Here is a 24,951-nt window from a genome sequence, read left to right as displayed (position 1 = left end):
CCATGTGAGCGCATTTTCCCCGTTGACCAGGGCAGACGGGAGTGACCGCGGGCGCCGGATCCCCTCCCGGCCGGTTGGTGGGTGGGGTAGCTTTCACCGCGCTGTGCGGGGCGTCACCAGCCGTGTCGCGCACGGTGTCACCCAACGGGTGCCACGAGCCGTGTCACAGGCAGACCGAGGGCCGAGAAGCGGGGAGCGGGTTTGCGCGAGTTCACCAACCCTCCGTTGGCGCTGGCACCGCCGGTGGGCGGTCTGGCCGACGTCGTCTTCGAGCATGCCCGCCGAGACCCGCTGCGCATCGCGCTGGGCCGCAAGGACGACGCGGGCCAGTGGCGTGACGTGACGTCCGCCGAGTTCCGCGACGAGGTGATGGCGCTCGCCAAGGGGCTGCTGGCGCGCGGGGTCCGGTTCGGGGACCGGGTCGCGATCATGTCCCGTACCCGCTACGAGTGGACGCTGTTCGACTTCGCGCTGTGGACGATCGGCGCGCAGGTGGTGCCGGTGTACCCGACGTCGTCGGCGGAGCAGTGCTTCTGGATGCTGTACGACGCGGAGGTGTCGGCGGCGGTCGTGGAGCACGAGGACCACGCGATGACGATCGCCACGGTCATCGACCGGTTGCCGCGGCTGCGGCAGCTGTGGCAGCTGGACGCGGGCGCGGTGCGGGAGTTGTACGACGCGGGCGCGCACCTCGACGACGAGGTGGTGCACCGGCACCGGCAGGCGGTCACGCCGGACTCGGTCGCGACGATCATCTACACGTCCGGCACGACGGGCCGCCCGAAGGGCTGTGTGATCTCGCACGGCAACTTCATGTACGAGTCGGACACCATGGTCGAGCGGTGGGAGCCGGTGTTCCACTCCAAGCGCGGCGACGAGGCGGCGACGCTGCTGTTCCTGCCGCTCGCGCACGTCTTCGGGCGGATGGTGGAGGTCGCGGCGATCCGGGGCCGGGTGAAGTTCGGGCACCAGCCGCAGCTGAACGCGGCGGCGCTGCTGCCGGACCTGCAGGCGTTCCGGCCGACGTTCATCCTGGCGGTGCCGTACATCTTCGAGAAGGTGTTCAACTCCGCGCGCCGCAAGGCGGAGAAGGAGGGGCGGGCGGGGCCGTTCGAGAGGGCCGTCGACGTCGCGGTGCGGTACGCGGACGCCGTGGAGGCGAAGGCGTGGGGCGTCGGGCCGGGGCCGTCGGCGGGGCTGCGCATGCAGCACCAGCTGTTCGACAAGCTGGTGTACGCCAAGGTGCGGGCGGCGATGGGCGGGCGGATCCGGCACGCGATGTCGGGCGGTTCGGCCATGGACCGGCGGCTGGGGCTGTTCTTCGCGGGCGCGGGCGTGCACATCTACGAGGGCTACGGCCTGACCGAGTCGACGGCGGCGGCGACCGCGAACCCGCCCGGACGGACCCGGTACGGCACGGTCGGGCAGCCCATTCCGGGTGTCACCGTGCACATCGCGGACGACAACGAGGTGTGGCTGCACGGCGCCAACATCTTCCAGGGCTATCTGAACAACCCGAAGGCCACCGACCAGGCCCTGCAGGACGGCTGGCTCGCGACGGGCGACCTCGGTTCCCTCGACGAGGACGGCTACCTCACGATCACCGGCCGCAAGAAGGAGATCCTGGTCACCTCGGGCGGCAAGAGTGTCTCGCCGGGGGTGCTGGAGGAGCGGGTGCGGGACCATCCGCTGGTCAACCAGTGCATCCTGGTCGGCAACGACCGCCCGTACATCGCGGCGCTGGTCACGCTGGACACCGAGGCGGTCGAGCACTGGCTGGCGATGCGCGGCAAGCCGCGGCTGGCGCCGGCGGAGCTGGTGCGCGACCCGGACCTGGAGACGGAGGTGCGGCGCGCGGTGGTGGCGGCGAACACGCTGGTCTCGCAGGCCGAGTCGATCCGGACGTTCCGCATCCTGGCGCAGCCGTTCACCGAGGAGCACGGGCTGCTGACGCCGTCGCTGAAGCTGAAGCGCAAGGCGATCGAGAAGGCGTACGCCGGTGAGGTCGACGCGTTGTACCGGGCGTGAACGTTGTACCGGGCGTGAACGCTGCGGCGGGTGCGCGCGCGGTGGCCGGTGCGACCGGAAATCCGCGGTCAGGAATGCGTTGCCGCCCGTGATCGTTGACGATGGAAGCACCATCTGACCACAACCGAAGGATCAAGAGCTCGTGAGCAAGGTCCCCCCGATCACCCTGAACAACGGCGTCGAGATGCCCCAGCTGGGCTTCGGCGTGTGGCAGGTGCCGGACGACGAGGCCGAGACGGCCGTGTCGACGGCGCTGGAGGCCGGGTACCGCAGCATCGACACAGCGGCGATCTACGGCAACGAGGAGGGCACCGGCAAGGCCATCGCCGCCTCGGGCATCGCGCGCGAGGAGCTCTTCGTCACCACCAAGCTCTGGAACAGCGACCAGGGGTACGACTCGACGCTGCGCGCGTTCGACACGTCGCTGGACAAGCTCGGCCTGGACTACGTGGACCTGTACCTGATCCACTGGCCGCTGCCGTCGCGGGGCCGGTACGTCGACACGTACAAGGCGTTCGAGAAGCTGCACGCCGACGGCCGGGTCCGGTCGATCGGCGTGTCCAACTTCCTGCCGGAGCACCTGGAGCGGCTGATCGGCGAGACGTCGGTCGTCCCCGCGGTGAACCAGATCGAGCTGCACCCGCACCTGCAGCAGCGCGCCGCCCGTGAGTACCACGCGGAGCACGGCATCGCCACGGAGGCCTGGTCGCCGCTCGGCCAGGGCAAGGGCCTGCTGGAGGTTCCGGCGATCGTGGCGATCGCGCGGAAGCACGACCGCACCCCGGCCCAGGTCGTGCTGCGCTGGCACCTGCAGCTCGGCAACGTCGTGATCCCGAAGTCGGTGACGCCGTCCCGGATCCGGGAGAACATCGCGGTGTTCGACTTCAGCCTGGACGACGAGGACCTGGCGGCGATCAGCGCGCTGAACGAGGACCGCCGGCTGGGCCCGGACCCGGCCGAGTTCGACATGGCCTGAGCCGCTTCCCGGCTCACTTGACGTGCCGTCCCGTACGGACGGTGACGCGGCTCGTGTGGCCCCGGACCCGTGTGGTCCGGGGCCACACGCCGGTCGGGGGCCTTCCTTGACCGGCCCCGGCCGACGGTTCAGTGTGGACCGCACCGTTGCCCCGGCCCGATCCCGGCCGGTAAGGAAGCTTTCCTGACAGGAAGGGTCCCGCAGTGCGCGTCCGCTCCCTCCCCCTCGCAGCGGCCGCCGGGGCCGCCCTCCTCACCGCGGGACTGCTCCCCGCGACCGCCGCCGGCACCCCCGGGCCCGCACTGGTGCGCAGGAGCGCGGTCGGCGCGGCGGACCTGCTCGCCGAGGTGCGCGACTGCGTCCGCGTCTCCCGGGGCGAGTACCGCACCGACGCGCACACCCGGCCGTCCGTGCCCGTGTGCGGCACGGACGACATCGTGTTCTGGAAGGCCGACATGGACATCGACTGCGACGGCCGCCGCACCTCCAGATGCAACCCGACGACGGACCCCTGGTTCCTGCCCGACACCGCGTTCCGCCAGTCGGACGGCAGGGCCCTGCGCTCCGACCGGCTCCCCCACGTCGTCGTCCCCGCCCCCAGCCGCCTGTGGGACCACGCCCGGTCGGGCATCGGGGGCGGCACGGTGGCCGCGGTGATCCACGACGGCAGGGTGCGGTACGGGGTCGTCGGCGACGCCGGCCCGGCCGGCGTCATCGGCGAGGCGTCGTACGCCATGGCGAAGTCGCTCGGCATCGATCCCGACCCGCGCACCGGCGGCGCCGCCTCCGGGGTGACGTACATCCTGTTCCGGGACGCGCGCGTGAAGCCGATCGAGGACCGCAGCGCGGCGGTGTCGCTGGGCGAGCGGCTGGCCCGGGAGCTGGTCGCGGACGACTAGGCCGTGTCCGCGAAGCGGCGTCGCCGCCCGGAGGGCGGCCGCGCGGCGTCCGGTGCGTGCTCCGGGGGTCCCCCGGCCGGAGACCGGGGGGAGTTCCGCCCGGAAGGCCTCGTACTGGGCGTACTCGGGCTTCGGGCGGTGGGGCAGGCGTGACTTAGCGGACCCGGCCCAGTTCCCGCGCGCGTCAGTTGGGCTGCCCCACGGGCCGTACGACGACGGTGTTGACGTCGACGCCGTCCGGCTGCCGGACCGCCCAGGCGACCGAGTCGGCGAGCTGTTCGGCGGTGAGCAGGTGGCCGGGCGGCAGGCTGCCGTAGGAGTCCCAGAACGGGGTCTCCACCCGGCCGGGCGCGACGAGGGTCACGCCGACGCCCCACTCGGTGACCTGGCGCCGGGTGTTCTCGGCGAGGCCGGTCACCGCCCACTTGGTCGCCCCGTAGATGTTGCCCGGCGTCGGCACGAACCCGGCGACGCTGCCGACCAGCACGATCCGCCCGCGCGTCGCCCTGAGCGCGTCGACGGACGCCCGGATCAGCAGCGCGGGCCCGAGGACGTTGGTCAGCACCATCTCCGTCCAGCCGGCCGGATCGCCCTCGGCGACGGTGTCGTGCGTGGCGAACCCGGCGTTGGCGACGGCCACGTCCAGCCGCCCGAACGCGGCCACGGTGGCGTCGACGGCGGCCCGTACCCGCGCGTAGTCGGCGGCGTGCCCGGTGATCGTCAGCAGCCTGTCCGGCTCGGCCACCTCCTTCGCGAACGCCCGCAGCCGTTCCTCCCCGCGCCCGGTGACGGCGACCCGGTGGCCGTCCGCCAGCAGTCGCCGTGCCACGGCGGCGCCGATGCCGCTGCCGCCGCCCGTGACGAGCGCGACCGGAGAGTCGGTCATGATTGCCCCCTGTGTTTCGGTGAATGCCGGGGAGTCCATCAGCTGGAGCGCTCTCCAAGTCAAGCCCGCCGCGGGTCGATGGGCGCCTACACCGGCCGTACCGCCGTGTGGACCGTGTGGGCGGCGAGGAGGAAGACGTCGCGGCGGCGGTGGACGCTCGCCGGGTCGTCGGGGTCGAGCAGCCGGTCCAGGGTGGCGCGGTCGGTGTCGTCGAGGCCGTCGGCGACGAGGTCGCGGATGCGGGAGAGGGTGGCGACGACGTAGTCGCGGACGCGGTCGGTGGCCGGGGCGGGCAGGTCGAGGAGGAAGCTGCGCGTCCTGGTGTGCTTCAGGCCCGCGGCCGTGAGCAGCGCCGGCCAGTCCTCGGTCTCCGCGACGGAGCCCGGGAGCTCGGCCCGCATCCGGGCGAACCGCTCCTCCTCCAGCACGTCGATGCGGGCCTGCAGGCCGGGGCGGCCGAAGCCGATGTCGCGCGGCAGGTAGCGCGGGGGCAGGCCGCCCTCCAGGACGGCCAGGGTGCCGCCGGGTGCGAGGCGCTCGGCGAACGCGGTGAGCGCGGCGCGCTGGTCGCCGAGGTGGTGGATGCTGCGGCTCGCCCACAGCAGATCGGCCGGGTAGTCCAACTCCTGGAGGACGTCGGGCAGTTCGCCGAGCAGGGTGCCGAAGCGGTCGGCGCTGCCCTCGCGGTCGGCGCGGGCCCTGGCCCGGTCCAGCAGGGGCTGCGAACCGTCGACGGCGACGATTCGGGCGCCCGGGAACGTCTCGGCGAACAGGCAGGACAGGACGCCGGGGCCGCTGCCCGCGTCGACGATCAGGCCCGGCTCGGTCACTTCCTTCGCCAGCCAGGCGAGGGCCTTCTCGTACAGGGGCGTGAAGAGTTCGGCCTGCGACTCCAGCAGGGGGGCCATCTCGGCCCAGTCGTGGTCGGTGTGCGTGTGCTGGTGGGAGGAGGAGGGGGCGTGCGTGTGGTCGTGGTCGTGCGCCATGGGATCAGCCTCTCGTCCGGTGTGACGTCAGAGTGCGACGGCACACCGGACGGAGGCCACTGCTGTTGCCGTTACCGCAAAACGCTCACCCCGTGCCGGGGCCCGGACGACCGGGCCCCGGCGGGGGCGCCGTCAGGACAGCGGCGGGTAGGCGTTCTTGATGAGCTCCTGGAACTGGGCCGAGAACCACTGCCCGGCGATCGGGGCCTTCGCGAGCGCACCGGTCGGGTTGTTGCCGTTGCGGGGGTTGCCCCCGTACGTGGGGTCGCACATGCGGTCGAAGCGCTTGCCCTCGTCGTTCGGGATCTCCTCGCTGGCGCCGTCGGACTCACCCGGGGGCTTCACCCACACGTAGGCGTCGATCCCGGCGGCAGGCGCGGCCTTGGGTCGTTCACCGATGCCGGCACCGCTCTGGTTGCACCAGTTGCCGGCGTGGATGCGCCGGTCGGTGCGGCCGCCGTCCACGTAGGCGTCGACGGAGGTCTGCGGGCCGGGGCCGGCGGGCCGGGCCGTGCCGCCCCAGCCGTTGCGCGAGGTGTCGATCAGCATGCCGAGGCTCGACTGGAAGCCGGCCGCGACGAGCTTGGTGCGCAGCGCCTGGGCGAAGGACTGCTCGTCCGCGTAGTTGTTCCAGTCGATCCACTTCGACTGGCGCACCGTCTGCCCGTTCACCGAGTCGGTGATCTTGAAGTTGGGCTCCACCGTGGCGCTGTAGTTGGCCGTGTTGGTGACGAAGCCGTGGACGTCGCTCACGCTCGCGCCGTTGGTGGTGGCCACCTTCTTGAACAGCTGGACGGCGGGGTCGAGGTTGGTGTCCCAGCCGAGCCAGCCGTGGTGGGCGGCGTCGATGTAGTTGTAGACGTTCCCGATGGCGCCGAGCTTGTCGAGGGCGTAGCTGACGCCCTTCTCGTAGTTGCCGTTGGCCTTCATGGTCACGCAGGCTTCGGTGGTGGTGTTGGTGCCGCCGGCGTTGGTGACCAGGTTGGGCAGGGAGTCGGGCTCGATGACGGTGGCGATGCGCAGACCCGCGTACTTCGGGTCGGACATGATCGCCGCGATCGGGTCGATGTACTGGGTCTTGTACTTGTCGATCTCCGTCGGGCCGAGCTCGCCGTTGGAGGCCAGTGCCGCGCAGTCACGGCCGGGCAGGTCGTAGATGACGACCTTGACGACCAGTTGGCCGGTGCCCTTCTGCTTCAGGGCCTCGTCGAGGTGCTCGCGCAGGCCCATGGCCTCGCCGACGCCCTCGATGGCGGCGATGCGGTCCATCCACACGGCGGTGGGCTGGTTGGCGATGCGGCTGCCGCCCGGTTCGGCCGCGGCCTTCGCCGACCAGTCCGGGTTGACGTACATCTTGGCGCCGGTGAACGGGTTGTCGACCTTGTCGGTCGGGCCGGGCGGGTCGGTCGGCGGGTCGGTGGGCGGGTCGGTCGGCGGGTTGGTGGGGCCGCCGCCGGAGTCGACGTTGCAGGTGACGCCGTCGAGGGTGAAGGTGGCCGGGATCGCGTTGGTGCCGCTGTAGCTGCCCTGGAACCCGAAGCTGACCGAACCGCCGCTCGACAGCGTCGCGTTGTACGACTCGTTGGACGCGGTGACGGCCGCGCCGCTCTGGCTGACCTTGGCGTTCCAGCCGCTGGTGATCTTCTGGTTGCCGGCGTAGGTCCACTTCAGCGACCAGGAGCTCTTGGCGGTGCTGTTGTTGGTGAGGGTGACGGCGGCGGTGAAACCGGTGGCCCACTGGTTCTGCACCTTGTAGTCCACGGTGCAGGGGACGGCGGCGGTGCCGACGCCCCCGGACGTCGCGGCGAGCGCGGTCCCGGATGCCCCGGCGACCAGCGCCAGCGCGGCGATCATCGCTGTTCTGCTACGGCTCATGAGTGCGGGTTCCCTTGTCCGTTGAGCGGGTGTTGGCGGTGCGGCGTCGGTCGGTGCCGGGGCGGACGGCTGGTCGTGCCGTCGGTGCCCGCGGGTCCGTTGCCGGTCACGCATGGCGCGGGAGCGCTCCCATCGGCCGGCGGCTCGGGAGATCCGTCGGCCGGAACGGGGGCTCGGCGCCGACCTTGCCGGTCGTGCCGTGGAACTCGACGCGGGCGGGGCGGACGTGCTCCCCGTCCGGGTGGTGGCGACGGTCCCCGCGCCGGGACGCCGGACGCACGGGGCGGCCGGGTCGCCGGAATCCCTCGGGGCATGCCGGACGCCGGCGGTGAGACAGCGGCGCACCGGGCAGGCGAGTGCGGCCCGTGAGGAACGGAGGAGCTGAACGCGGGGGGTGTCGCATGAGCGACTCCTTGCAGCTCGGGCGCGCCGTGACAGGCGTGCCGACTGATGGAATCGCTCCCACTGGTGCATCGAAGCTAGCGCCAAGTGACGGCAAAAGACAGGGGAGTTGCAGAAATTCCTGGCTGCGGGCAGTCGAATCTTTTCGACTCTTCAAGCGTCTTGACCCCTCCGGCCCCCGTCCCCACTATGGGAGCGCTCCCACTGGTTCAAGGCTTGTTGCTCCTCCCCCACTTCTCCGAGCCGCAAGGAGGAACCAGCACATGCATCCCAGACGCAGACGCCGCGTCACGCGGCGGCTGTGGACCGCCGTCGTGGCGGCCCTCGCACTTCCGCTGACCATGCTGGCGACCGGCTCGACGACCGCTCAGGCGGCGGCCGTCCAGTGCAGCGTCGACTACAAGACCAACGACTGGGGCTCCGGCTTCACCGCGGACCTGACCATCACCAACCGCGGCACGGACGCCCTCGACGGCTGGACCCTGACCTACGCCTACGCCGGCAACCAGAAGCTGACCAACGGCTGGAACGGCACCTGGTCGCAGTCGGGGCAGTCGGTCACCGTGAAGAGCGCCTCGTACAACGCGCGGATCGCGGCGGGCGCCGCCGTCTCCACGGGCGCGCAGTTCACCTACAGCGGCACCAACACCGCGCCGACGTCGTTCACGGTCAACGGCACCGCCTGCAACGGCGCGCACCAGCCGCCCATCGCGGTGCTCACCAGCCCCAAGGCCGGCGCCGTGTACACGCAGGGGGAGGCGGTCGGGCTCGCGGCGACCGCGGCCGCCGCGGACAACGCGACGATCAGCAAGGTCGAGTTCTACGACGACACCACGCTGCTCGGCACGGACACCAGCTCGCCGTACGCGCTGTCCGTCTCGACGCTGTCGGCGGGCAGCCACTCGCTGGTGGTCAAGGCGTACGACAGCCTCGGCGCGTCCGCGAGCTCCACCCCGGTGGGCATCACCGTCACCTCGGGCCCGACCGTGGTCGCCACGCCCGGCCAACTGGCCGTGCAGCAGGGCAAGACGGGCACCTTCGAGGTGAAGCTGTCCAAGCAGCCCACCGCGAACGTCACCGTCACCACGGCCCGTGCGAGCGGCAACTCGGGGCTGTCGGTCACCGGCGGCGCGTCGCTGACCTTCACGCCGTCGAACTGGAACACCGCGCAGAAGGTGACCGTCACCGCCGACTCCTCCGGGACCGGTGCGGCCGTCTTCGAGTCGACGGCGCCGGGCCACGGCAAGGCGTCGGTCACCGTGACGCAGATCGGGGCGACGAAGGCCTACGAGGCCCGCTTCCTCGACCTGTACGGGAAGATCACCAACCCGGCGAACGGCTACTTCTCCCCCGAGGGCATTCCGTACCACTCGGTCGAGACGCTGATCGTCGAGGCACCGGACCACGGCCACGAGACCACCTCGGAGGCGTACAGCTATCTGCTGTGGCTGCAGGCCATGTACGGCAAGGTGACCGGCGACTGGACCAAGTTCAACGGGGCCTGGGAGATCATGGAGAAGTACATGATCCCGACCCACGCGGACCAGCCGACCAACTCCTTCTACAACGCGTCGAAGCCGGCGACGTACGCGCCGGAGTACGACAACGTGAACCAGTACCCGTCCGCGCTCGACACGGGTGTGTCGGTGGGGCCGGATCCGATCGCCGGTGAACTGAAGACCACATACGGTACGGACGACGTCTACGGTATGCACTGGATCCAGGACGTCGACAACATCTACGGCTTCGGCAACGAGCCCGGCAAGTGCGAGGCCGGCCCGTCCGCGACCGGACCGTCGTACATCAACACCTTCCAGCGCGGCCCGCAGGAGTCGGTGTGGGAGACGATCCCGCAGCCGACCTGCGACGCGTTCAAGTACGGCGGCAGGAACGGCTATCTGGACCTGTTCACCAAGGACGCGTCCTACGCCAAGCAGTGGAAGTTCACCAACGCCCCGGACGCCGACGCGCGGGCCGTGCAGGCCGCGTACTGGGCGGACATCTGGGCGAAGGAGCAGGGCAAGGGCTCCCAGGTCTCGGCGACCGTCGCCAAGGCCGCGAAGATGGGTGACTACCTGCGCTACGCCATGTTCGACAAGTACTTCAAGAAGATCGGCAACTGCACCAGCCCGTCCTGCCCGGCGGGCACCGGCAAGGACTCCTCGCACTACCTGCTGTCCTGGTACTACGCCTGGGGCGGCGCCACCGACACCTCGGCGGGCTGGGCCTGGCGCATCGGCTCCAGCCACGCGCACGGCGGCTACCAGAACCCGCTCGCGGCGTACGCGCTGAGCAACTACCCCGACCTGAAGCCGAAGTCGGCGACGGGCGCGGCGGACTGGGCCAAGTCGCTGCAGCGGCAGGTGGAGTTCTACCGCTGGCTGCAGGCCGACGAGGGCGCGATCGCGGGCGGCGCGACCAACAGCTGGGCGGGCCGGTACGCTTCGCCGCCGGCCGGTGTGTCGACGTTCTACGGCATGTACTACGACGAGAAGCCCGTCTACCACGACCCGCCGTCCAACCAGTGGTTCGGCTTCCAGGCGTGGTCGATGGAGCGGGTCGCCGAGTACTACCAGCAGTCGGGCAACGCGCTGGCGAAGTCGGTCCTCGACAAGTGGGTCGACTGGGCGCTGTCGGAGACCACGGTCAACCCGGACGGCACCTTCCGGATCCCGTCGACGCTCAAGTGGTCGGGCCAGCCCGACACCTGGAACGCCGCGAACCCGGGCGCCAACAGCAACCTGCACGTCACGGTCGCCGACTACACCAACGACGTCGGTGTGGCGGCGGCGTACGCCAAGACCCTGACGTACTACGCCGACCGCTCCGGTGACACCGAGGCCGCCGCCACGGCGAAGGCCCTGCTCGACGGCATGTGGGCGAACCACCAGGACGACCTCGGCATCGCCGTCGAGGAGACCCGCGCCGACTACAACCGCTTCGACGACGGCCTGTACGTCCCGAGCGGCTGGACCGGCACCATGCCGAACGGCGACGTGATCAACTCGTCGTCGACCTTCGAGTCGATCCGCTCGTTCTACGAGGACGACCCGTCCTGGTCGAAGATCGAGGGCTATCTCGCGGGCGGTGCCGCGCCGACGTTCACCTACCACCGGTTCTGGGCCCAGGCGGACATCGCACTCGCCATGGGCTCGTACGCGGAGCTTCTCGAATAGTCCCCGCTCTCCGCGTACCGCGCGCCGGGCGGCCCCACCCGCACAGGGGCCGCCCGGTCGTCGCGTCGCTCCCGCGGGGAGCAGAGGCAGGCCCCCTCCTCCTCACTGGAAGGATCCCCACACGCATGCGGAGAAAGCGCATTCTGTCGGCCGTGTCGGTGCTCGCCGCCGGCCTGCTGTTCGCGGGCTCCCCGCCCGCCCCTGCCGCCGACGGTCCCAAGACGGCTGTGGCGGCCGACAGTTACACCTGGAAGAACGCCCGGATCGACGGTGGCGGCTTCGTGCCGGGCATCGTCTTCAACCGCACGGAGAAGAACCTCGCCTACGCCCGCACCGACATCGGCGGCGCCTACCGCTGGCAGGAGGCGACGAAGACGTGGACGCCACTGCTGGACTCGGTCGGCTGGGACGACTGGAGTCACACCGGTGTCGTCTCCCTGGCCTCCGACCCGGTCGACCCGGACCGGGTGTACGCGGCGGTCGGCACGTACACCAACGACTGGGACCCCACGAACGGTGCCGTGCTGCGGTCCTCGGACCGGGGCGCGAGCTGGCAGAAGGCGGACCTGCCGTTCAAGCTGGGCGGCAACATGCCCGGCCGGGGCATGGGTGAACGCCTCGCGGTCGACCCGAACCGCAACAGCGTGCTGTATCTCGGCGCGCCCAGCGGCAAGGGCCTGTGGCGGTCGACGGACTCGGGGGCCACCTGGTCGCAGGTGGGGAACTTCCCCAACGCCGGGAACTACGTGCAGGACCCGAGCGACACGAGCGGCTACGCGAGCGACAACCAGGGCATCGTCTGGGTCACGTTCGACGAGTCCACGGGCACGGCGGGAAGCGCCACGAAGACGATCTACGTCGGGGTGGCCGACAAGGACAACGCGGTGTACCGGTCGACGGACGCGGGCGCGACGTGGCAGCGGCTGGCCGGTCAGCCGACGGGATACCTCGCGCACAAGGGCGTACTGGATACGGAAAACGGCCACCTGTACATCGCATACAGCGATTCGGGGGGTCCCTACGACGGCGGGAAGGGCCGCCTGTACCGGTACGCGACGGGTCCGGGCACCTGGACGGACATCAGCCCGGTCGCGGAGGCCGACACCTACTTCGGGTTCAGCGGACTGACCGTCGACCGGCAGGATCCGGGCACGGTGATGGCGACGGCGTACAGCTCCTGGTGGCCGGACACGCAGATGTTCCGGTCCACGGACAGCGGCGCGACCTGGACGAAGGCGTGGGACTACACGTCGTATCCGACGCGCGAGAACCGCTACACGATGGACGTGTCGTCGGCGCCGTGGCTGACGTGGGGCGCGAACCCGTCGCCTCCCGAGCAGAGTCCCAAGCTGGGCTGGATGACGGAGTCGCTGGAGATCGACCCGTTCGACTCCGACCGCATGATGTACGGGACGGGCGCGACGGTCTACGGCACCGAGAACCTCACGAACTGGGACTCCGGCTCGAAGTTCACCATCACGCCGATGGTGCGGGGCCTGGAGGAGACCGCGGTCAACGACATCGCCTCTCCCCCGTCCGGCGCCCCGCTGCTCAGCGCGCTCGGGGACATCGGCGGCTTCCGGCACACGGACCTGACCCGGGTGCCGGCGATGATGTACACCCAGCCGAACTTCACCTCCACGACCAGCCTGGACTACGCCGAGAGCAACCCGGACACGGTCGTGCGGGTCGGCAACCTGGACTCGGGGCCGCACATCGCGTTCTCCACGGACAACGGCGCCAACTGGTTCGGCGGGACCGACCCGTCGGGCGTGAGCGGCGGCGGCACGGTCGCGGCGGCGGCCGACGGCAGCCGGTTCGTGTGGAGCCCGCAGGGCGCGGGTGTGCACCACACCACCGGCTTCGGCACGTCCTGGTCGGCGTCCACCGGCATCCCGGCGGGCGCGGTCGTGGAGTCCGACCGGGTCGACCCGAAGGTGTTCTACGGCTTCAAGTCCGGGAAGTTCTACGTGAGTACGGACGGCGGCGCCACGTTCTCGGCGTCCGCGGCGACGGGGCTGCCCTCCGGTGACAGCGTGCGCTTCAAGGCGCTGCCGGGCACGAAGGGCGACGTGTGGCTGGCGGGCGGTGCGAGCGACGGCGCGTACGGTCTGTGGCACTCCACGGACGGCGGCGCGAGCTTCACGAAGCTGCCGAACGTCGAGCAGGCCGACACGGTCGGGTTCGGCAAGGCGGCACCGGGCGCCTCGTACCAGACGCTGTTCACCAGTGCCAAGATCGGCGGGGTGCGCGGCATCTTCCGCTCCACGGACCGGGGCGCGACCTGGACCCGCGCCAACGACGACGCGCACCAGTGGGGTTGGACGGGCGCGGCGATCACGGGCGATCCCCGGGTGTACGGCCGGGTGTACGTGGCGACGAACGGGCGTGGTGTCGTCTACGGCGACCCGGCGGACGTCGGGACCGACCCGGGCCCCGGTCCCGGCCCGGACCCGGAGCCGGCCGGGGACTGCGCGGTGACGTACAAGGTCACGAACCAGTGGTCGGGCGGCTTCCAGGCGGACGTGCGGCTCAGCAACACGGGCCCGAGCGCCTGGAACGGCTGGTCGCTGACCTGGTCGTTCGCGGACGGGCAGAAGGTCACGCAGATGTGGAACGCGCGGCACACGCAGTCGGGTTCGGCGGTGACGGCGAAGGACGCCGGCTGGAACGGGAAGGTGGCGGCGGGTTCGTCGGTGAGCTTCGGCTTCACGGGCGACTGGTCGGGCACGAACGCGAAACCGACAGCCTTCAGGCTGGGTGACAGGAGCTGCGCGGTCGGCTGACCGCGCGGTCGCGGGGGGGGAGCGGGCGTCCGAGGTGTTCGGACGACCGCTCCGACGGGGGTTCGGCGGCTCCGGTTCACCTGGTCACGGCGTGTACACCGTGGGCCGCGGCGCCGTCGGCATCCTGTCGCCGATGAAGAAGCTGGGGTGCGGGGGCTGGTTGTAGCCCGTGTTCTGCCAGGCCAGGGCGGTGCGGTACTGGGTGTCGTGCAGCAGGGTGGTGATGCGGGTGGTGGTCTGGTGGGGGGTGGCGTAGATCCGCAGGGCGGTGTTGGTGCTGGTGCGCCAGACGACCTCCTCGCGCCAGTCGCCCAGGATGTCCCCGGACAGCACCGGTGTGGACTTGGTGCCGTTGTTCGCGGACACGCCGGAGCCGGTCAGCAGGCGGGTGTCGGACGACGTGCCGTACTTGTCGACGCGGGTGCCGTCGAGGAGTTCGCGTACGGGGTCGCCGTCCCACCAGGACAGGAAGTTGCTGCTGGAGGGCTTCCGGCCGAGGGAGGCGCCGGTGGCCGAGCGCAGGGTGGTGTCGGAGGCGGACCAGGCCTCGGCGCCCGCGCTGCCGGCGTAGACGTCGGCGGCGACACCGCGCCCGTTGTCGGCGCCCGAGGCGGTCTGCCACAGGACGGAGCCGGTGCGGGCGTCGGCCATCCAGGAGCCGGGCTTGGAGGAGTCCTCGGAGACCTTGAAGTACTCCAGTCCGGCGCGGGACGGGTCGAGGTCGCCGACGTGGCCGGCGTCGCCGTGGCCGAGCCGGGTGGTCCACAGGCCGGAGCCGTTGTCGTCGACGGTCATCGCGCCGTACACGATCTCGTCTCGCCCGTCGGCGTCGACGTCGGCGACGGACAGGCTGTGGTTGCCCTGCCCGTCGTAGCCCTTGCCCGCGTTGGTGGAGGAGTTGGTGTCGAAGGTCCAGCGGCGGGTGAAGGCGCCGCCCCGCCAGTCCCAGGCGGCGATGACGCTGCGCGTGTAGTAGCCGCGGGCCATGATCAGTGAGGGGCGGCTGCCGTCGAGGTAGGCGGTGCCGGCGAGGAAGCGGTCGACGCGGTTGCCGTAGGAGTCGCCCCAGGAGGAGACGGTGCCGCGGGCCGGGACGTAGTCGACGGTGCCCATCGCCTTGCCGGTCCGGCCGTTGAACATGGTCAGGTACTCGGGGCCGGACAGCACGTAGCCGCTGGAGTTGCGGTGGTCGGCGGAGGCGCTGCCGATGACCGCGCCGGTGCCGTCCTTCGTGCCGTCGGCGGTCTTCATGGCGACCTCGGCCTGGCCGTCGCCGTCGTAGTCGTACGCCTGGAACTGCGTGTAGTGGGCGCCGGAGCGGATGTTGCGGCCGAGATCGATGCGCCACAGCCGGGTGCCGTCGAGGGTGATGCCGTCGACGATCGTGTTGCCGGTGTAGCCGGACTGGGAGTTGTCCTTGGCGTTGGTGGGCTGCCACTTGAGGACGAAGTCGAGGGCGCCGTCGCCGTCGAGGTCGGCGACGGACGCGTCGTTGGCCTCGTAGGTGTAGGAGACGCCGTCGGGGGTGGTGCCGCCGGCGGGCGGGGTGAGGGGGACGTCCTTGTAGCCGGTGCGGAGCTGGACGGCGTGCACCGAGTCGCCCTGTTCCGTGCCGCCGACGACGGCGCGGACCGTGTAGTCGGCGTGGGAGGGCGCGCCCTCGTGGAAGTAGTTGGTGGAGCCGGTGATGGGCGTGGCGTTGACCTTGGTGCCGGCGCGGTAGACGTTGAAGGCGACGCCGTCGGGGTCGGTGGCGAGCCAGCGCCAGCTGATCAGGTTGCCGCTGCCGGTGTGGACGCTGGCGACGCCCCGGTCGAGCGCTTCGACCTGGCGGGCGGTGGCGGCCTCGGCGTTGTCCGCGGCGAGGGTGGTGAGACCGGCGCCGGCCAGCGCCACCGCGGCGGTCACGGCGGAGAGCAGGGCGCGGCGTCTGCGGTGCCTGTGCGGGTGCTTCATGCGGACGGACCTCCTGGGAGACGGGGTGTTCCGCCTCTCGGTCGCCGCCGGGGGCCGGAGGGTTGCCGCCGGTGCGGCTTTTATCGCCCGGGGTTCTTGGTGAACGCGCGGAGGGTGAAGACGGGGTCCGGGCGGGGGCGGTCCTGGTCCGGGAGGGCGGCCAGGCGAGCGGCGAACCGGTCGCTGAGCGGGTCGCCCGGGGGCAGCGTGACGAACCAGCCGCGCCGCAGGTCGGCGATGGTGCGGCGAGGGCTGCGGCCCTGTCCGTGGCCCCGGAAGCGGGCCTGTCCGGCCGGGACGAGGCCGTGTCCGGCGGCGCATGCCTCGACGGTGGCGGCGGCGTCGCGGGCCCGGCGGGGCGGGCGGGAGGACAGGACGGCGTCGATGTCGCTGCCGACGTTGTGGGCGGCTGCCTTGTCGACGGTGGTGACGTACACGCCGCCGGCCCGCAGGACGCGGGCGCATTCGCCGACGATGCGCCCGACGTCCTCGGCGTGTTCGGCGAGGTGCAGCAGCCATACGCTGCTGACGGCGTCGAACTCGCCGTCCCTGAAGGGCAGTCGGCGGCTGTCGGCGAGGACGACGGCGCCGGGCAGCCGGGCGGCGGCCCGCCGCGCCATGGCCGGGGTGAGGTCGACGCCGGTCACGCGCAGCGCGGGCCTGGCGGCGGCGAGCCGGCGGGTGACGATGCCGGTGCCGCAGGCCACGTCGAGGAGGCTGCGGGCGCCCGGCGGCAGGAGGCCGAGGACGGCTCCGGCCGCGGCGGCGGCCCGGGGTTCCCCGCCGCGTGAGGCGTCGTAGCGTTCGGCTTCGCTCTCGTAGTCGAGCACACCCCTCAGTGTGCCCGGTGGCCCGGGGCGAGGTCTTCCACCCTGCGGGCGAGCTCGAAGTCCTTCTCGGTGACGGCCCCGCCGGCGCTGTGGGTGTGCACGGCGAGGGTCACGGTGTTGTAGCCGAGGGTGAGGTCGCTGTGGTGGTCGAGTTCTTCCTGCACCTGCGCGATGTGGACGACCATGGCCGTGGCCGCGAAGTGGGTGCCGAGCCGGTAGGAGCGGGTGAGGCGGCCGTCCTCGTGGGACCAGCCCGGCAGCTCGCCGAGGCGTTCCTCGATCTCGTCCTGCGACAGCGGTTCGACGGGCATGGGCCGTGTTCCTTCCGTGGTGGCGGGCTGTGTTTTCAGCCTCCCACAGGCCGTCCGCCGGGGCCCCGCGTGCGCGCCGTACGCGGTGCGCGCTCGCGTACGGCGCCGAGGGCGCCCGTGCGCCCCCGGGAGCGGGGCCGGTCGACTACCGTCGTGCCATGACCACGACGCCCGTGTCCAGCGCCGCCGCGTCCGCCGCCCCCGCCGCCGACCGGGGTGTGGGACCGCTGCTGCGGGCCTGGCGGGAGCAGCGCAGGATCAGCCAGCTGGAGCTGGCGCTGCGTGCCGACTCCTCCGCCCGGCACATCAGCTTCGTCGAGACGGGCCGGTCGCGGCCCAGCGAGGAGATGGTGCTGCGGCTGGCCGAGCACCTGGACGTTCCGGTGCGGGAGCGCAACGCGCTGCTGCTCGCGGCCGGCTACGCCCCGCGCTTCCCGGAGACCCCGCTGGACGATCCGGCCCTGGGCGCGGTGCGCGAGGGCATCGAGCGGCTCATCCAGGGCTACGAGCCCTATCCGGCGCTGGTGGTCGACGCGACGTACCAGGTGGTGGCGGCCAATCAGGGGATCCTGATGCTCCTGGAGGGTGTTCCGGACCATCTGCTCCGGCCGCCGCTGAACGCGATGCGGCTGACCCTGCACCCGGAGGGCATGGCGCCCCGCATCCGCAATCTGCGCGAGTGGCGCGGACACCTGCTCGGGCAGATGGAGCGGCAGATCGCGCTGCGCCGCTCGGACGCGCTGCGTGCGCTGTACGAGGAGGTCGCCGCGTATCCGCTGCCGGACACGGCGGGGCCGGAGGGGGCGACGGACGCGGCGGAGGTGCCGTATCCGTACTTCGCGCTGCCGATGCTGATCGAGCACGAGGGGCGGACGCTGTCGTTCGTGTCGTCGATCTCCACGTTCAACACGCCGATGGACGTGACGGTCGCCGAGCTGGCCATCGAGACGTTCCTCCCGGCCGACCCGGCGACGGTCAAGTACCTTCAGGGGCTGATGGACTGACGGGCCTTCAGCGCCGCGTGCTGCAGTCCGGCGAAGCCCGCCACGGTCACCGCCTGGAGCAGCGTCCACACCGCGCCCGCCGTGGACGGCGTGAGCCACAGCCCGAGGGCGAGGCAACTGAGCACCGCCCAGGCGAGGTTGGCCTCGACGACGGCCCGTACGCCGGGGGTGGGCGGATGCGGCCGGGAGGCGGTCAGGCCCACGGCTGCCGCGTACACGGCGAGGAACGCGCCGAGGGCCAGCAGCAGCCCGGGGCGGACGCCGAGGACATCGCCGAGCGGGCCGGGGGCGGCCAGGTAGGCGACGGCGTTGGCGCCGGTCACCGCCGCGTCGAGCGCCAGGAAGCGGCGCAGCATCCGCTGCGGCTCCGGGGTGCGGGCGAGCGCGGCAAGCTGGGTCGCGGTCATGGCGAATCACCCTCCGTCGGGTTCGAGTCGTCGCTGGTGCCCGGGTCCCGGGCCGGAGTGCGCCGGCCCGGAACCCGGTGCGTCCACGATCGCCGCCGCGGCGCGTGGGGTCGATTACCCCGGAGGTCATGCGCCCGGTGCGGGTGCGCCGCCCGGCTCAACGCGCCTTCGGCTGCGGCAGGTTGATGCCGGTCGCTGTGAGGTGCTGGGAGAGCCGGGGCGGGGCGTGTCACACTGCACGCGTGTTTCCGGCGCGCAGGGGAGGCGTGGCGTGAGTGAGCGGCGGCCCGCGCCCACTGTGGGACAGGTGGTGCTCGGCAGGCGTCTGCAGGAGCTGCGGGAGGCGGCCGGGCTCAGGCGTGAGGAGGCGGCCCGTGTGCTGCGGGTGGCGCCCGCGACCGTGCGGCGGATGGAGACGGCCGAGGTCACGCTGAAAATCCCGTACGTGCAGGTGCTGTTGACGACGTACGGGGTGCCCGACCAGGAGGTCGCGGCGTTCGTCGCGCTGGCCGAGGAGGCCAACCGGCCCGGCTGGTGGCAGCGCTACCACGACGTGCTGCCGGACTGGTTCAGCATGTACGTGAGCCTGGAGGGGGCCGCGCGCGTCATCCGCTGCTACGAGCCCCACTTCGTGCCCGGGTTGCTGCAGACCGAGGACTACGCGCGTGACGTCATGCGGACCGGGACGATAGGGCAGGGCCCGTCCAGCCCGGCCGTGGTCGAACGGCACGTGGCGCTGCGCATGGAGCGGCAGCGGCTGCTGGAGCGGCCGGACCCGCCGCATCTGTGGGTGGTCATGGACGAGACGGTGCTCAGGCGTCCGGTGGGCGAGGACGGCACGGTCATGCGGGACCAGTTGGACCGGCTGCTGGAGTTCGCCGAGCGGGACCGGGTGACGCTGCAGGTCGCCGAGTTCACGAGCGGTCCGCATCCGGGGACGTACGCGCCGTTCACGCTGTTCCGGTTCGGGGAGCCGGAGCTGCCCGACATGGTCTTCACGGAGTATCTGACCGGCGCCCTGTACCTGGACTCCCGTACGGAGGTGTCCGCGCACCTGGAGGTCCTGGACCACATGACGGCGCGTGCCGCGTCGACGCGGCGCACCCGGAAGATCCTGCGGGAGTACCGCGAGGCCTGCTGAGCGACCGCGACGGCCCTCTCCGCCCGATGAGTCGAGCACCGCGAGCACCTGTACCGAACCTCCGGGAGCACACCGCATGACCGGATCGGACGCCGCGCCCACGCACCTCGACACCGGCCGCCCGCACCCGGCCCGCGTGTACGACGGGGCCGGCCGGCGCGGACGGCGGGGCGGTCGGCGGGGCGGTCGGCGGGGCGGTCGGCGGGGCGGTCGGCGGGGCGGTCGGCGGGGCGGTCGGCGGCGGTTTCCGTGCCGCCGCGACGGGGCGTGCGCGAAATCAGGCCAATGGTGCGGCGGCACCCCTTCTGCCCTTGCCAGCACTTGCGGCTGCGGATATTCATGAGCCCCCGAAGCCACAGGACCGTCGGGCGCACCGGGCTCGGGGGACCGTGAGGACGGGGGAACCAGTTGGAGCACGAGCGTCTTCTTGCCCGCATCATCTCGGGACTGGTGATGGAGCCGCGGAACCGGCCGAGCGCGGGAAGCAGGCTGCGGCGCAAGGGCGGACCTCCGGTCATCGAGGTGGTGGGACTCGGCCGGTCACAGCAGAACGCCCTCCTGGAGGGTCTGCGTCACAAGTACGCGGAGCGGCTGCCGGTGAACGTGCCCGAGGTCCCGCTGGCGCGCGGAGTGGTGGATTCCTTCTGGTATCTGTCGACCCGGATGACCGGTCTCAACGGTCCCGCCGGCCGCCGCGCCCCGGCGTTCGCGCGATTCCATCTCGGGCTGCTCGCCCACGCGTGGGCCGCCGACCACGCGGATCTCAGTCTGGACCGGCTGCAGTACGCGCACCGGGCCCTGGTGCGCGATCTGGGCCGCAGACGGCAGGGGACGCCACCCCCTCACGCGGAACTGCTGCGCGACCTGGAGCAGCCGATGGCAGGGGCCGGCACGGTGGGCGCCCTGCTGGCGTCGCTGTCCACCGTGGCGCGGTTCGTGACCGGGCGTCCGCGGCCCGACCGCGTGGCCCTGCGCTGGTGGGGCCGGGCCCTGAAGGTGCCGAGGGGTGGTGCGTTCTCCAGCCGCGAGGCGATCGCCATCAGGATGTTCCACTTCTTCCGGCCGCGCCTCCCGCAGCCGGGCGACCCGGAGGAGGTGCGCGAGAAGGCGGCCCGGCAGGAGGAGGCCCGGGTCGCCAACCGGAACGCGTTCCTCGTCGCCGCGTTCCTCGCGGACATCGACGCGCACTACGGGCTGCTGCGCCGGCTGAACAGGAACCAGCCACCGCTGATGCTGCTCCAGGTGCAGGACGCCGCGGGACGGGCCGTCCTCGACGCGTACCTGGACGCCCACCGCGTGATGCGCAACGTGGTGCGGCAGCGAACGATCACCCACCCGGTGGTCCTGGTGGTCAGTGACCACGCAGCGGGCGCGGGGCTCACGGCGGAGCCCTTCGAGCAGTTGGAAGCCCTCCTCGACGCCTGGACCCTGCGTCTGGAGGACGGCAAGCGCGAGCGCAGGCTCCTGCGGGTGACGGTGGGCGGGACGGCACCGCCGGAGGCACCGGCGACCTCAGAGGAAACGGCACGTGCAGAGGCATCGGCCGCCTCGGGGGAAACGGCACGGGCAGACGCACCGGCCGCCTCGGGGGAAGCGGCACCGGCACGGACATCGGCCACTTCGGGGGAGGCACAGTGACGGACGCTCCGGACCACCCCGGGCACGGCCCGGTCTTCATGGCGGCGGTCGCCCTGGGCGTGGTCATGGCGCTGCTGGCCGCGTGGTTCGCGTGGGAGGAGTTCGGGCCCGAGAACCCCGATCCGTGCGGCCCGGGTCTGCGGACCACCAACGGCGAGTGCATCGGCGTCAGCGACGGCGGCGGCAAGCCCTTCATGGCCGAACTCACCGACGTCATGAAGCGCATCAAGGAGGAGAACGACCGCATCGACGACCAGCCGCACGTCACCATCGCCCTGATGATCCCGATGACGTCGGACCACGGAGAGGTCAGGAAGCAGATCCTGCACGAGGTCCAGGGCGCCTACATCGCGCAGTACTTCGCCAACGGCACCACCAAAGCCGAGAAGCAGAACGGCGGTGAGCACCCCAAGATCCGTATGGTGCTCGCCAACGTGGGCAAGAACCGCGATCAGTGGCGGCCGGTGGCCGACCGGCTCGCCCGCCTCGCCAAGGACGAGAAGCACAACCTCCGTACCGTCTTCGGCTTCGACCTCAGCGTGCGGCCGACCGCCCAGGCCATCGCGTATCTGACGAAGAAGAAGCAGATCCCCGTCGTCGGCGGCCCCATCACCGGCGACGAGTTCACCGGCTATCCCATGTTCGCCCGGATCGCGCCCACCAACAGCGACCAGGCCGACGCGCTGGTGCACTTCGACAAGACGCTGGATCTCCAGCACGCCATCCTGGTCAAGGACACCAGGCCGGACCCGTACAACGAGTCGCTCCTGCACGCGTACGACCGCAAGCTGAAGAGGTCGCCGCACGAGCCGATGCCCTTCGACTCCGAGGGGCCGGACACCGAGGGCGGTCTGTCCGGCGAGTTCAAGCGCATGGCCACGGACATCTGCGTACTGCGGCCGAAGGTCAACACCGTCTACTTCGCCGGCCGTCCCACCCATCTGCGGCAGTTCCTCAACGAACTGGCCAGGAACCGCCCGTGCAAGGAGGAGTCCTTCACGGTGGTCAGCGGGTCCGGCGCGTCCACGCTGTACGCCGACGGCAAGCTCGACTGGAACGCGCTGCGCGGTCTGCGCGGCGACGGCGGCAGGTGGAAGGGCAAGGTGACCGTCCTGTACACCTCCATCTCGCACCCCGACGGGTGGCTCAGCAAGCGGCCCCGGCCGCCCGAGACCGGTGGCTCACCGGCTGCCGTACGCGAGTTGATGCAGCGGCTGGCGGCGCCGTCCCCCGTCGGGCCGATCGGCCCCGCCGACATCTACGACTCGCGCACCGTCTCCGTGCACGACTCCGCCAAGACCGCCATCGCGGGAATCCGGCTGCACGCCGAGAGCCGCAGGAGCGGCTACATCCCGACGCTTCGGGAGATCGGCACCGACTGGAACGCCCTGCGGGGAGTGCACAAGGTCGACGGGGCCAGCGGATGGATCTGCATCGACAACAAGGGCAACGCCTACAACAAGGCCGTCGCCGTGGTCCGGCTCGACCCGGAAGTCAGAGGCGAACGGCCGACCTTCGTGGGCCTCGCCTGGCCGGAGAGGTTCCCGCCGCCCAAGGGCCAGGAAGGCAGCGGTTCCTGCCAGATCCCCCGCACCTAGGGATGCCGCGCGTCCTGCCGGGCAGCCGTCCGTCACGCTCGCATCGCCGCTGATGTGAGCGTGACGGACGCCGGCTGCTCCTAGGCCGCGCCGTCCTTCTCTCCCGCCGTGCCGGTGTCCTTGTCGTCGTCGACGATCTCCGCGTCGACCACGCCCTCCTCGTCGGGCGCGCGGTCCTCACCGGTCGCATCGGCTTCGGCTTCGGCGGGCCGGGCCTGTTCGTACATGGCGCGGCCCATGCGCTGGCTGACGGTGGCGAGTTTCTCGACGCCGGTGCGCAACTCCTCGGTGCTCGCCTGCCGTTCGAGCAGGCCCTTGAGGCCGGTGACGGCCGACTCGACGTCCGTCCTCGTCTCCGCGTCGACGCGGTCGCCGTTCTCGCGGAGGAAGTTCTCGGTCTGGTACACGAGTTGTTCGGCCTGGTTGCGGGTCTCGGCGGCCTCGCGGCGGGCGCGGTCCTCCTCGGCGTACTGCTCGGCCTCCCGCATCATGCGGTCGATGTCGTCCTTCGGCAGCGCCGAGCCGCCGGTGACGGTCATCTTCTGCTCGCGGCCGGTCGCCAGGTCCTTGGCGGAGACGTGCATGATGCCGTTGGCGTCGATGTCGAAGGCGACCTCGATCTGCGGGACGCCGCGCGGCGCGGGCGGCAGGCCGGTGAGGTCGAAGACGCCCAGCTTCTTGTTGTAGGCGGCGATCTCCCGCTCGCCCTGGTAGACCTGGATGCCGACCGAGGGCTGGTTGTCGGCGGCGGTCGTGAAGATCTCCGAACGGCGGGTGGGGATCGTGGTGTTGCGTTCGATGAGCTTCGTCATGATGCCGCCCTTGGTCTCGATGCCGAGGGACAGCGGGGTGACGTCGAGGAGCAGGACGTCCTTGACGTCGCCGCGGATCACGCCCGCCTGGAGGGCGGCGCCGAGGGCCACGACCTCGTCGGGGTTGACGCCCTTGTGCGGGTCCTTGCCGGTGAGTTCCCTGACCAGTTCGGTGACGGCGGGCATCCGGGTGGAGCCGCCGACGAGGATCACGTGGTCGACGGCGGCGAGTTTGATGCCGGCGTCCTTGACCGCCTGGTGGAAGGGGGCCCGGCAGCGGTCGAGGAGATCGGCGGTGAGCTCCTGGAAGCGGGTGCGGGTGAGTTTCTCGTCCAGGTGCAGCGGGCCTTCGGCGGAGGCCGTGACGTAGGGCAGGTTGATGGTGGTCTCGGTGGAGCTGGACAGTTCCGTCTTGGCCTTCTCGGCGCCCTCGCGCAGCCGTTGCAGGGCCATCTTGTCCTTCCCCAGGTCGATGCCGTACCGGCCCTTGAACTGCTTGACGAGGTACTCGACGACCCGCTGGTCCCAGTCGTCGCCGCCCAGGTGCGTGTCGCCGTTGGTGGCCTTGACCTCGATGACGCCGTCGCCGATCTCCAGCAGTGACACGTCGAAGGTGCCGCCGCCGAGGTCGAAGACGAGCACGGTCTGCTCCTCGCCCCGGTCGAGTCCGTAGGCGAGGGCGGCGGCGGTCGGCTCGTTGATGATGCGCAGGACCTTAAGGCCCGCGATCTCCCCGGCCTCCTTGGTGGCCTGCCGCTGCGCGTCGTCGAAGTAGGCGGGCACGGTGATCACGGCGTCGGTGACGTCCTCGCCGAGGTAGGACTCGGCGTCCCGCTTGAGTTTCTGCAGCACACGAGCGGACAGCTCCTGTGCCCGGTAGCGGTTGCCGTCGATGTCGCCCTGGTCGGGAAACCGCCAGCCGGCGTCGCCCATGTGGCGTTTCACGGAGCGCGCGGTGCGCTCGACGTTGGTCACGGCCTGCCGCTTGGCGACCTCGCCGACCAGTACCTCGCCGTGCTTGGCGAACGCCACCACGGACGGCGTGGTCCTCGCGCCCTCCGCGTTGCCGATGACGGTGGGCTCGCCGCCCTCCAGGACGGCCACCACGGAGTTCGTGGTCCCGAGATCGATCCCGACCGCGCGTCCCATCGCTGTCCCCTTCCGCCGCTCCTGAACCCACTCGTCCACAATCCAGCACAAATCTTGAGTGGGCCGTTGTCAATGCCACGGGGTGCGGACA

General features: G+C 71.5%; 17 protein-coding genes. 9 read left to right on the top strand and 8 right to left on the bottom strand.

Features of this window, described 5'->3' with window-relative positions; all coding sequences use genetic code 11:
* Nucleotides 1–201 precede the first annotated feature (201 nt).
* The 3 genes from QC282_RS04135 (at nucleotide 202) to QC282_RS04125 (ending at nucleotide 3,903) form a co-directional block, all read left to right on the top strand.
* Nucleotides 202–2,028 (top strand): long-chain fatty acid--CoA ligase, encoded by a 1,827-nt coding sequence (locus QC282_RS04135; protein WP_279547798.1) that lies wholly within the window; start codon nucleotides 202–204, stop codon nucleotides 2,026–2,028.
* 184 nt (nucleotides 2,029–2,212) lie between these two features.
* Nucleotides 2,213–3,004, top strand: coding sequence for an aldo/keto reductase (locus QC282_RS04130; RefSeq protein WP_279547986.1), 792 nt, complete (start codon nucleotides 2,213–2,215; stop codon nucleotides 3,002–3,004).
* 203 nt (nucleotides 3,005–3,207) lie between these two features.
* Nucleotides 3,208–3,903, top strand: coding sequence for a glycoside hydrolase family 75 protein (locus QC282_RS04125; protein ID WP_279547797.1), 696 nt, complete (start codon nucleotides 3,208–3,210; stop codon nucleotides 3,901–3,903).
* A gap of 184 nt (nucleotides 3,904–4,087) precedes the next feature.
* On the opposite strand, the gene QC282_RS04120 is transcribed toward QC282_RS04125, so the two are convergent.
* The 3 genes from QC282_RS04120 to QC282_RS04110 form a co-directional block, all read right to left on the bottom strand.
* Complete coding sequence (locus tag QC282_RS04120; protein WP_279547796.1) at nucleotides 4,088–4,789, bottom strand: SDR family oxidoreductase; 702 nt, start codon at nucleotides 4,787–4,789, stop codon at nucleotides 4,088–4,090.
* Nucleotides 4,790–4,875: 86 nt separating this feature from the next.
* Nucleotides 4,876–5,775, bottom strand: a complete 900-nt coding sequence (locus tag QC282_RS04115) for a class I SAM-dependent methyltransferase (protein ID WP_279547795.1) — start codon at nucleotides 5,773–5,775, stop codon at nucleotides 4,876–4,878.
* Between the two features lie 132 nt (nucleotides 5,776–5,907).
* Nucleotides 5,908–7,650, bottom strand: a complete 1,743-nt coding sequence (locus QC282_RS04110; protein ID WP_279547794.1) for a glycoside hydrolase family 6 protein — start codon at nucleotides 7,648–7,650, stop codon at nucleotides 5,908–5,910.
* Between the two features lie 665 nt (nucleotides 7,651–8,315).
* Here QC282_RS04110 and QC282_RS04105 point away from each other — a divergent pair.
* Nucleotides 8,316–11,228, top strand: a complete 2,913-nt coding sequence (locus tag QC282_RS04105) for a glycoside hydrolase family 48 protein (protein WP_279547793.1) — start codon at nucleotides 8,316–8,318, stop codon at nucleotides 11,226–11,228.
* Between the two features lie 125 nt (nucleotides 11,229–11,353).
* Nucleotides 11,354–14,014 carry a cellulose binding domain-containing protein gene (locus QC282_RS04100; protein ID WP_279547792.1) on the top strand — a complete coding sequence of 887 codons (2,661 nt, stop codon included), beginning with the start codon at nucleotides 11,354–11,356 and terminating at the stop codon, nucleotides 14,012–14,014.
* A gap of 84 nt (nucleotides 14,015–14,098) precedes the next feature.
* Here the strand turns inward: QC282_RS04100 and QC282_RS04095 are convergent, their stop codons facing one another.
* From QC282_RS04095 to QC282_RS04085, 3 genes are all read right to left on the bottom strand, one after another.
* Complete coding sequence (locus QC282_RS04095; protein ID WP_279547791.1) at nucleotides 14,099–15,970, bottom strand: rhamnogalacturonan lyase; 1,872 nt, start codon at nucleotides 15,968–15,970, stop codon at nucleotides 14,099–14,101.
* Nucleotides 15,971–16,050: 80 nt separating this feature from the next.
* On the bottom strand, nucleotides 16,051–16,800 hold the full coding sequence (locus tag QC282_RS04090; RefSeq protein WP_279547790.1) for a class I SAM-dependent methyltransferase: 750 nt from the start codon (nucleotides 16,798–16,800) through the stop codon (nucleotides 16,051–16,053).
* Between the two features lie 5 nt (nucleotides 16,801–16,805).
* Nucleotides 16,806–17,111, bottom strand: coding sequence for a 4a-hydroxytetrahydrobiopterin dehydratase (locus tag QC282_RS04085; protein ID WP_279547789.1), 306 nt, complete (start codon nucleotides 17,109–17,111; stop codon nucleotides 16,806–16,808).
* Nucleotides 17,112–17,269: 158 nt separating this feature from the next.
* Between QC282_RS04085 and QC282_RS04080 the strand changes: the two genes are divergently transcribed.
* A complete protein-coding gene (locus tag QC282_RS04080; RefSeq protein ID WP_279547788.1) occupies nucleotides 17,270–18,115 on the top strand; it encodes a helix-turn-helix transcriptional regulator in 846 nt (281 codons plus the stop codon).
* Here QC282_RS04080 and QC282_RS04075 read toward each other — a convergent pair.
* Entirely contained in the window at nucleotides 18,097–18,522 is a 426-nt protein-coding gene (locus QC282_RS04075; protein ID WP_279547787.1) for a hypothetical protein, read from the bottom strand. The genes QC282_RS04080 and QC282_RS04075 overlap by 19 nt on opposite strands.
* Nucleotides 18,523–18,793: 271 nt before the next feature.
* Here QC282_RS04075 and QC282_RS04070 point away from each other — a divergent pair, with 271 nt between their 5' ends.
* The 3 genes from QC282_RS04070 to QC282_RS04060 all read left to right on the top strand — a co-directional run bounded on the left by QC282_RS04070 (nucleotide 18,794) and on the right by QC282_RS04060 (nucleotide 22,899).
* Nucleotides 18,794–19,663, top strand: a complete 870-nt coding sequence (locus QC282_RS04070; protein WP_279547786.1) for a helix-turn-helix transcriptional regulator — start codon at nucleotides 18,794–18,796, stop codon at nucleotides 19,661–19,663.
* Between the two features lie 408 nt (nucleotides 19,664–20,071).
* Entirely contained in the window at nucleotides 20,072–21,301 is a 1,230-nt protein-coding gene (locus QC282_RS04065) for a hypothetical protein (protein ID WP_279547785.1), read from the top strand.
* A complete protein-coding gene (locus QC282_RS04060) occupies nucleotides 21,298–22,899 on the top strand; it encodes a hypothetical protein (RefSeq protein WP_279547784.1) in 1,602 nt (533 codons plus the stop codon). Before QC282_RS04065 ends, QC282_RS04060 begins: the two co-directional genes overlap by 4 nt.
* An 80-nt stretch (nucleotides 22,900–22,979) precedes the next feature.
* Here the strand turns inward: QC282_RS04060 and dnaK are convergent, their stop codons facing one another.
* Nucleotides 22,980–24,860, bottom strand: coding sequence for a molecular chaperone DnaK (dnaK, locus tag QC282_RS04055; RefSeq protein WP_279547783.1), 1,881 nt, complete (start codon nucleotides 24,858–24,860; stop codon nucleotides 22,980–22,982).
* Nucleotides 24,861–24,951 lie beyond the last annotated feature (91 nt).

The organism is Streptomyces sp. DH24 (assembly GCF_029813775.1).
Lineage (GTDB): Bacteria > Actinomycetota > Actinomycetes > Streptomycetales > Streptomycetaceae > Streptomyces.
This window is presented reverse-complemented; position numbering and strand designations above follow the sequence as displayed.

What these genes read in the sequence shown, in the direction of transcription:
- QC282_RS04130 (WP_279547986.1), top strand. Translation starts at nt 2,213, where the DNA reads ATGCCCCAGCTGGGCTTCGGCGTGTGGCAGGTGCCGGACGACGAGGCC.
- dnaK (WP_279547783.1), bottom strand. Translation starts at nt 24,860, where the DNA reads ATGGGACGCGCGGTCGGGATCGATCTCGGGACCACGAACTCCGTGGTG.
- QC282_RS04075 (WP_279547787.1), bottom strand. Translation starts at nt 18,522, where the DNA reads ATGACCGCGACCCAGCTTGCCGCGCTCGCCCGCACCCCGGAGCCGCAG.
- QC282_RS04115 (WP_279547795.1), bottom strand. Translation starts at nt 5,775, where the DNA reads ATGGCGCACGACCACGACCACACGCACGCCCCCTCCTCCTCCCACCAG.
- QC282_RS04100 (WP_279547792.1), top strand. Translation starts at nt 11,354, where the DNA reads ATGCGGAGAAAGCGCATTCTGTCGGCCGTGTCGGTGCTCGCCGCCGGC.
- QC282_RS04085 (WP_279547789.1), bottom strand. Translation starts at nt 17,111, where the DNA reads ATGCCCGTCGAACCGCTGTCGCAGGACGAGATCGAGGAACGCCTCGGC.
- QC282_RS04110 (WP_279547794.1), bottom strand. Translation starts at nt 7,650, where the DNA reads ATGAGCCGTAGCAGAACAGCGATGATCGCCGCGCTGGCGCTGGTCGCC.
- QC282_RS04120 (WP_279547796.1), bottom strand. Translation starts at nt 4,789, where the DNA reads ATGACCGACTCTCCGGTCGCGCTCGTCACGGGCGGCGGCAGCGGCATC.
- QC282_RS04080 (WP_279547788.1), top strand. Translation starts at nt 17,270, where the DNA reads ATGACCACGACGCCCGTGTCCAGCGCCGCCGCGTCCGCCGCCCCCGCC.
- QC282_RS04095 (WP_279547791.1), bottom strand. Translation starts at nt 15,970, where the DNA reads ATGAAGCACCCGCACAGGCACCGCAGACGCCGCGCCCTGCTCTCCGCC.
- QC282_RS04105 (WP_279547793.1), top strand. Translation starts at nt 8,316, where the DNA reads ATGCATCCCAGACGCAGACGCCGCGTCACGCGGCGGCTGTGGACCGCC.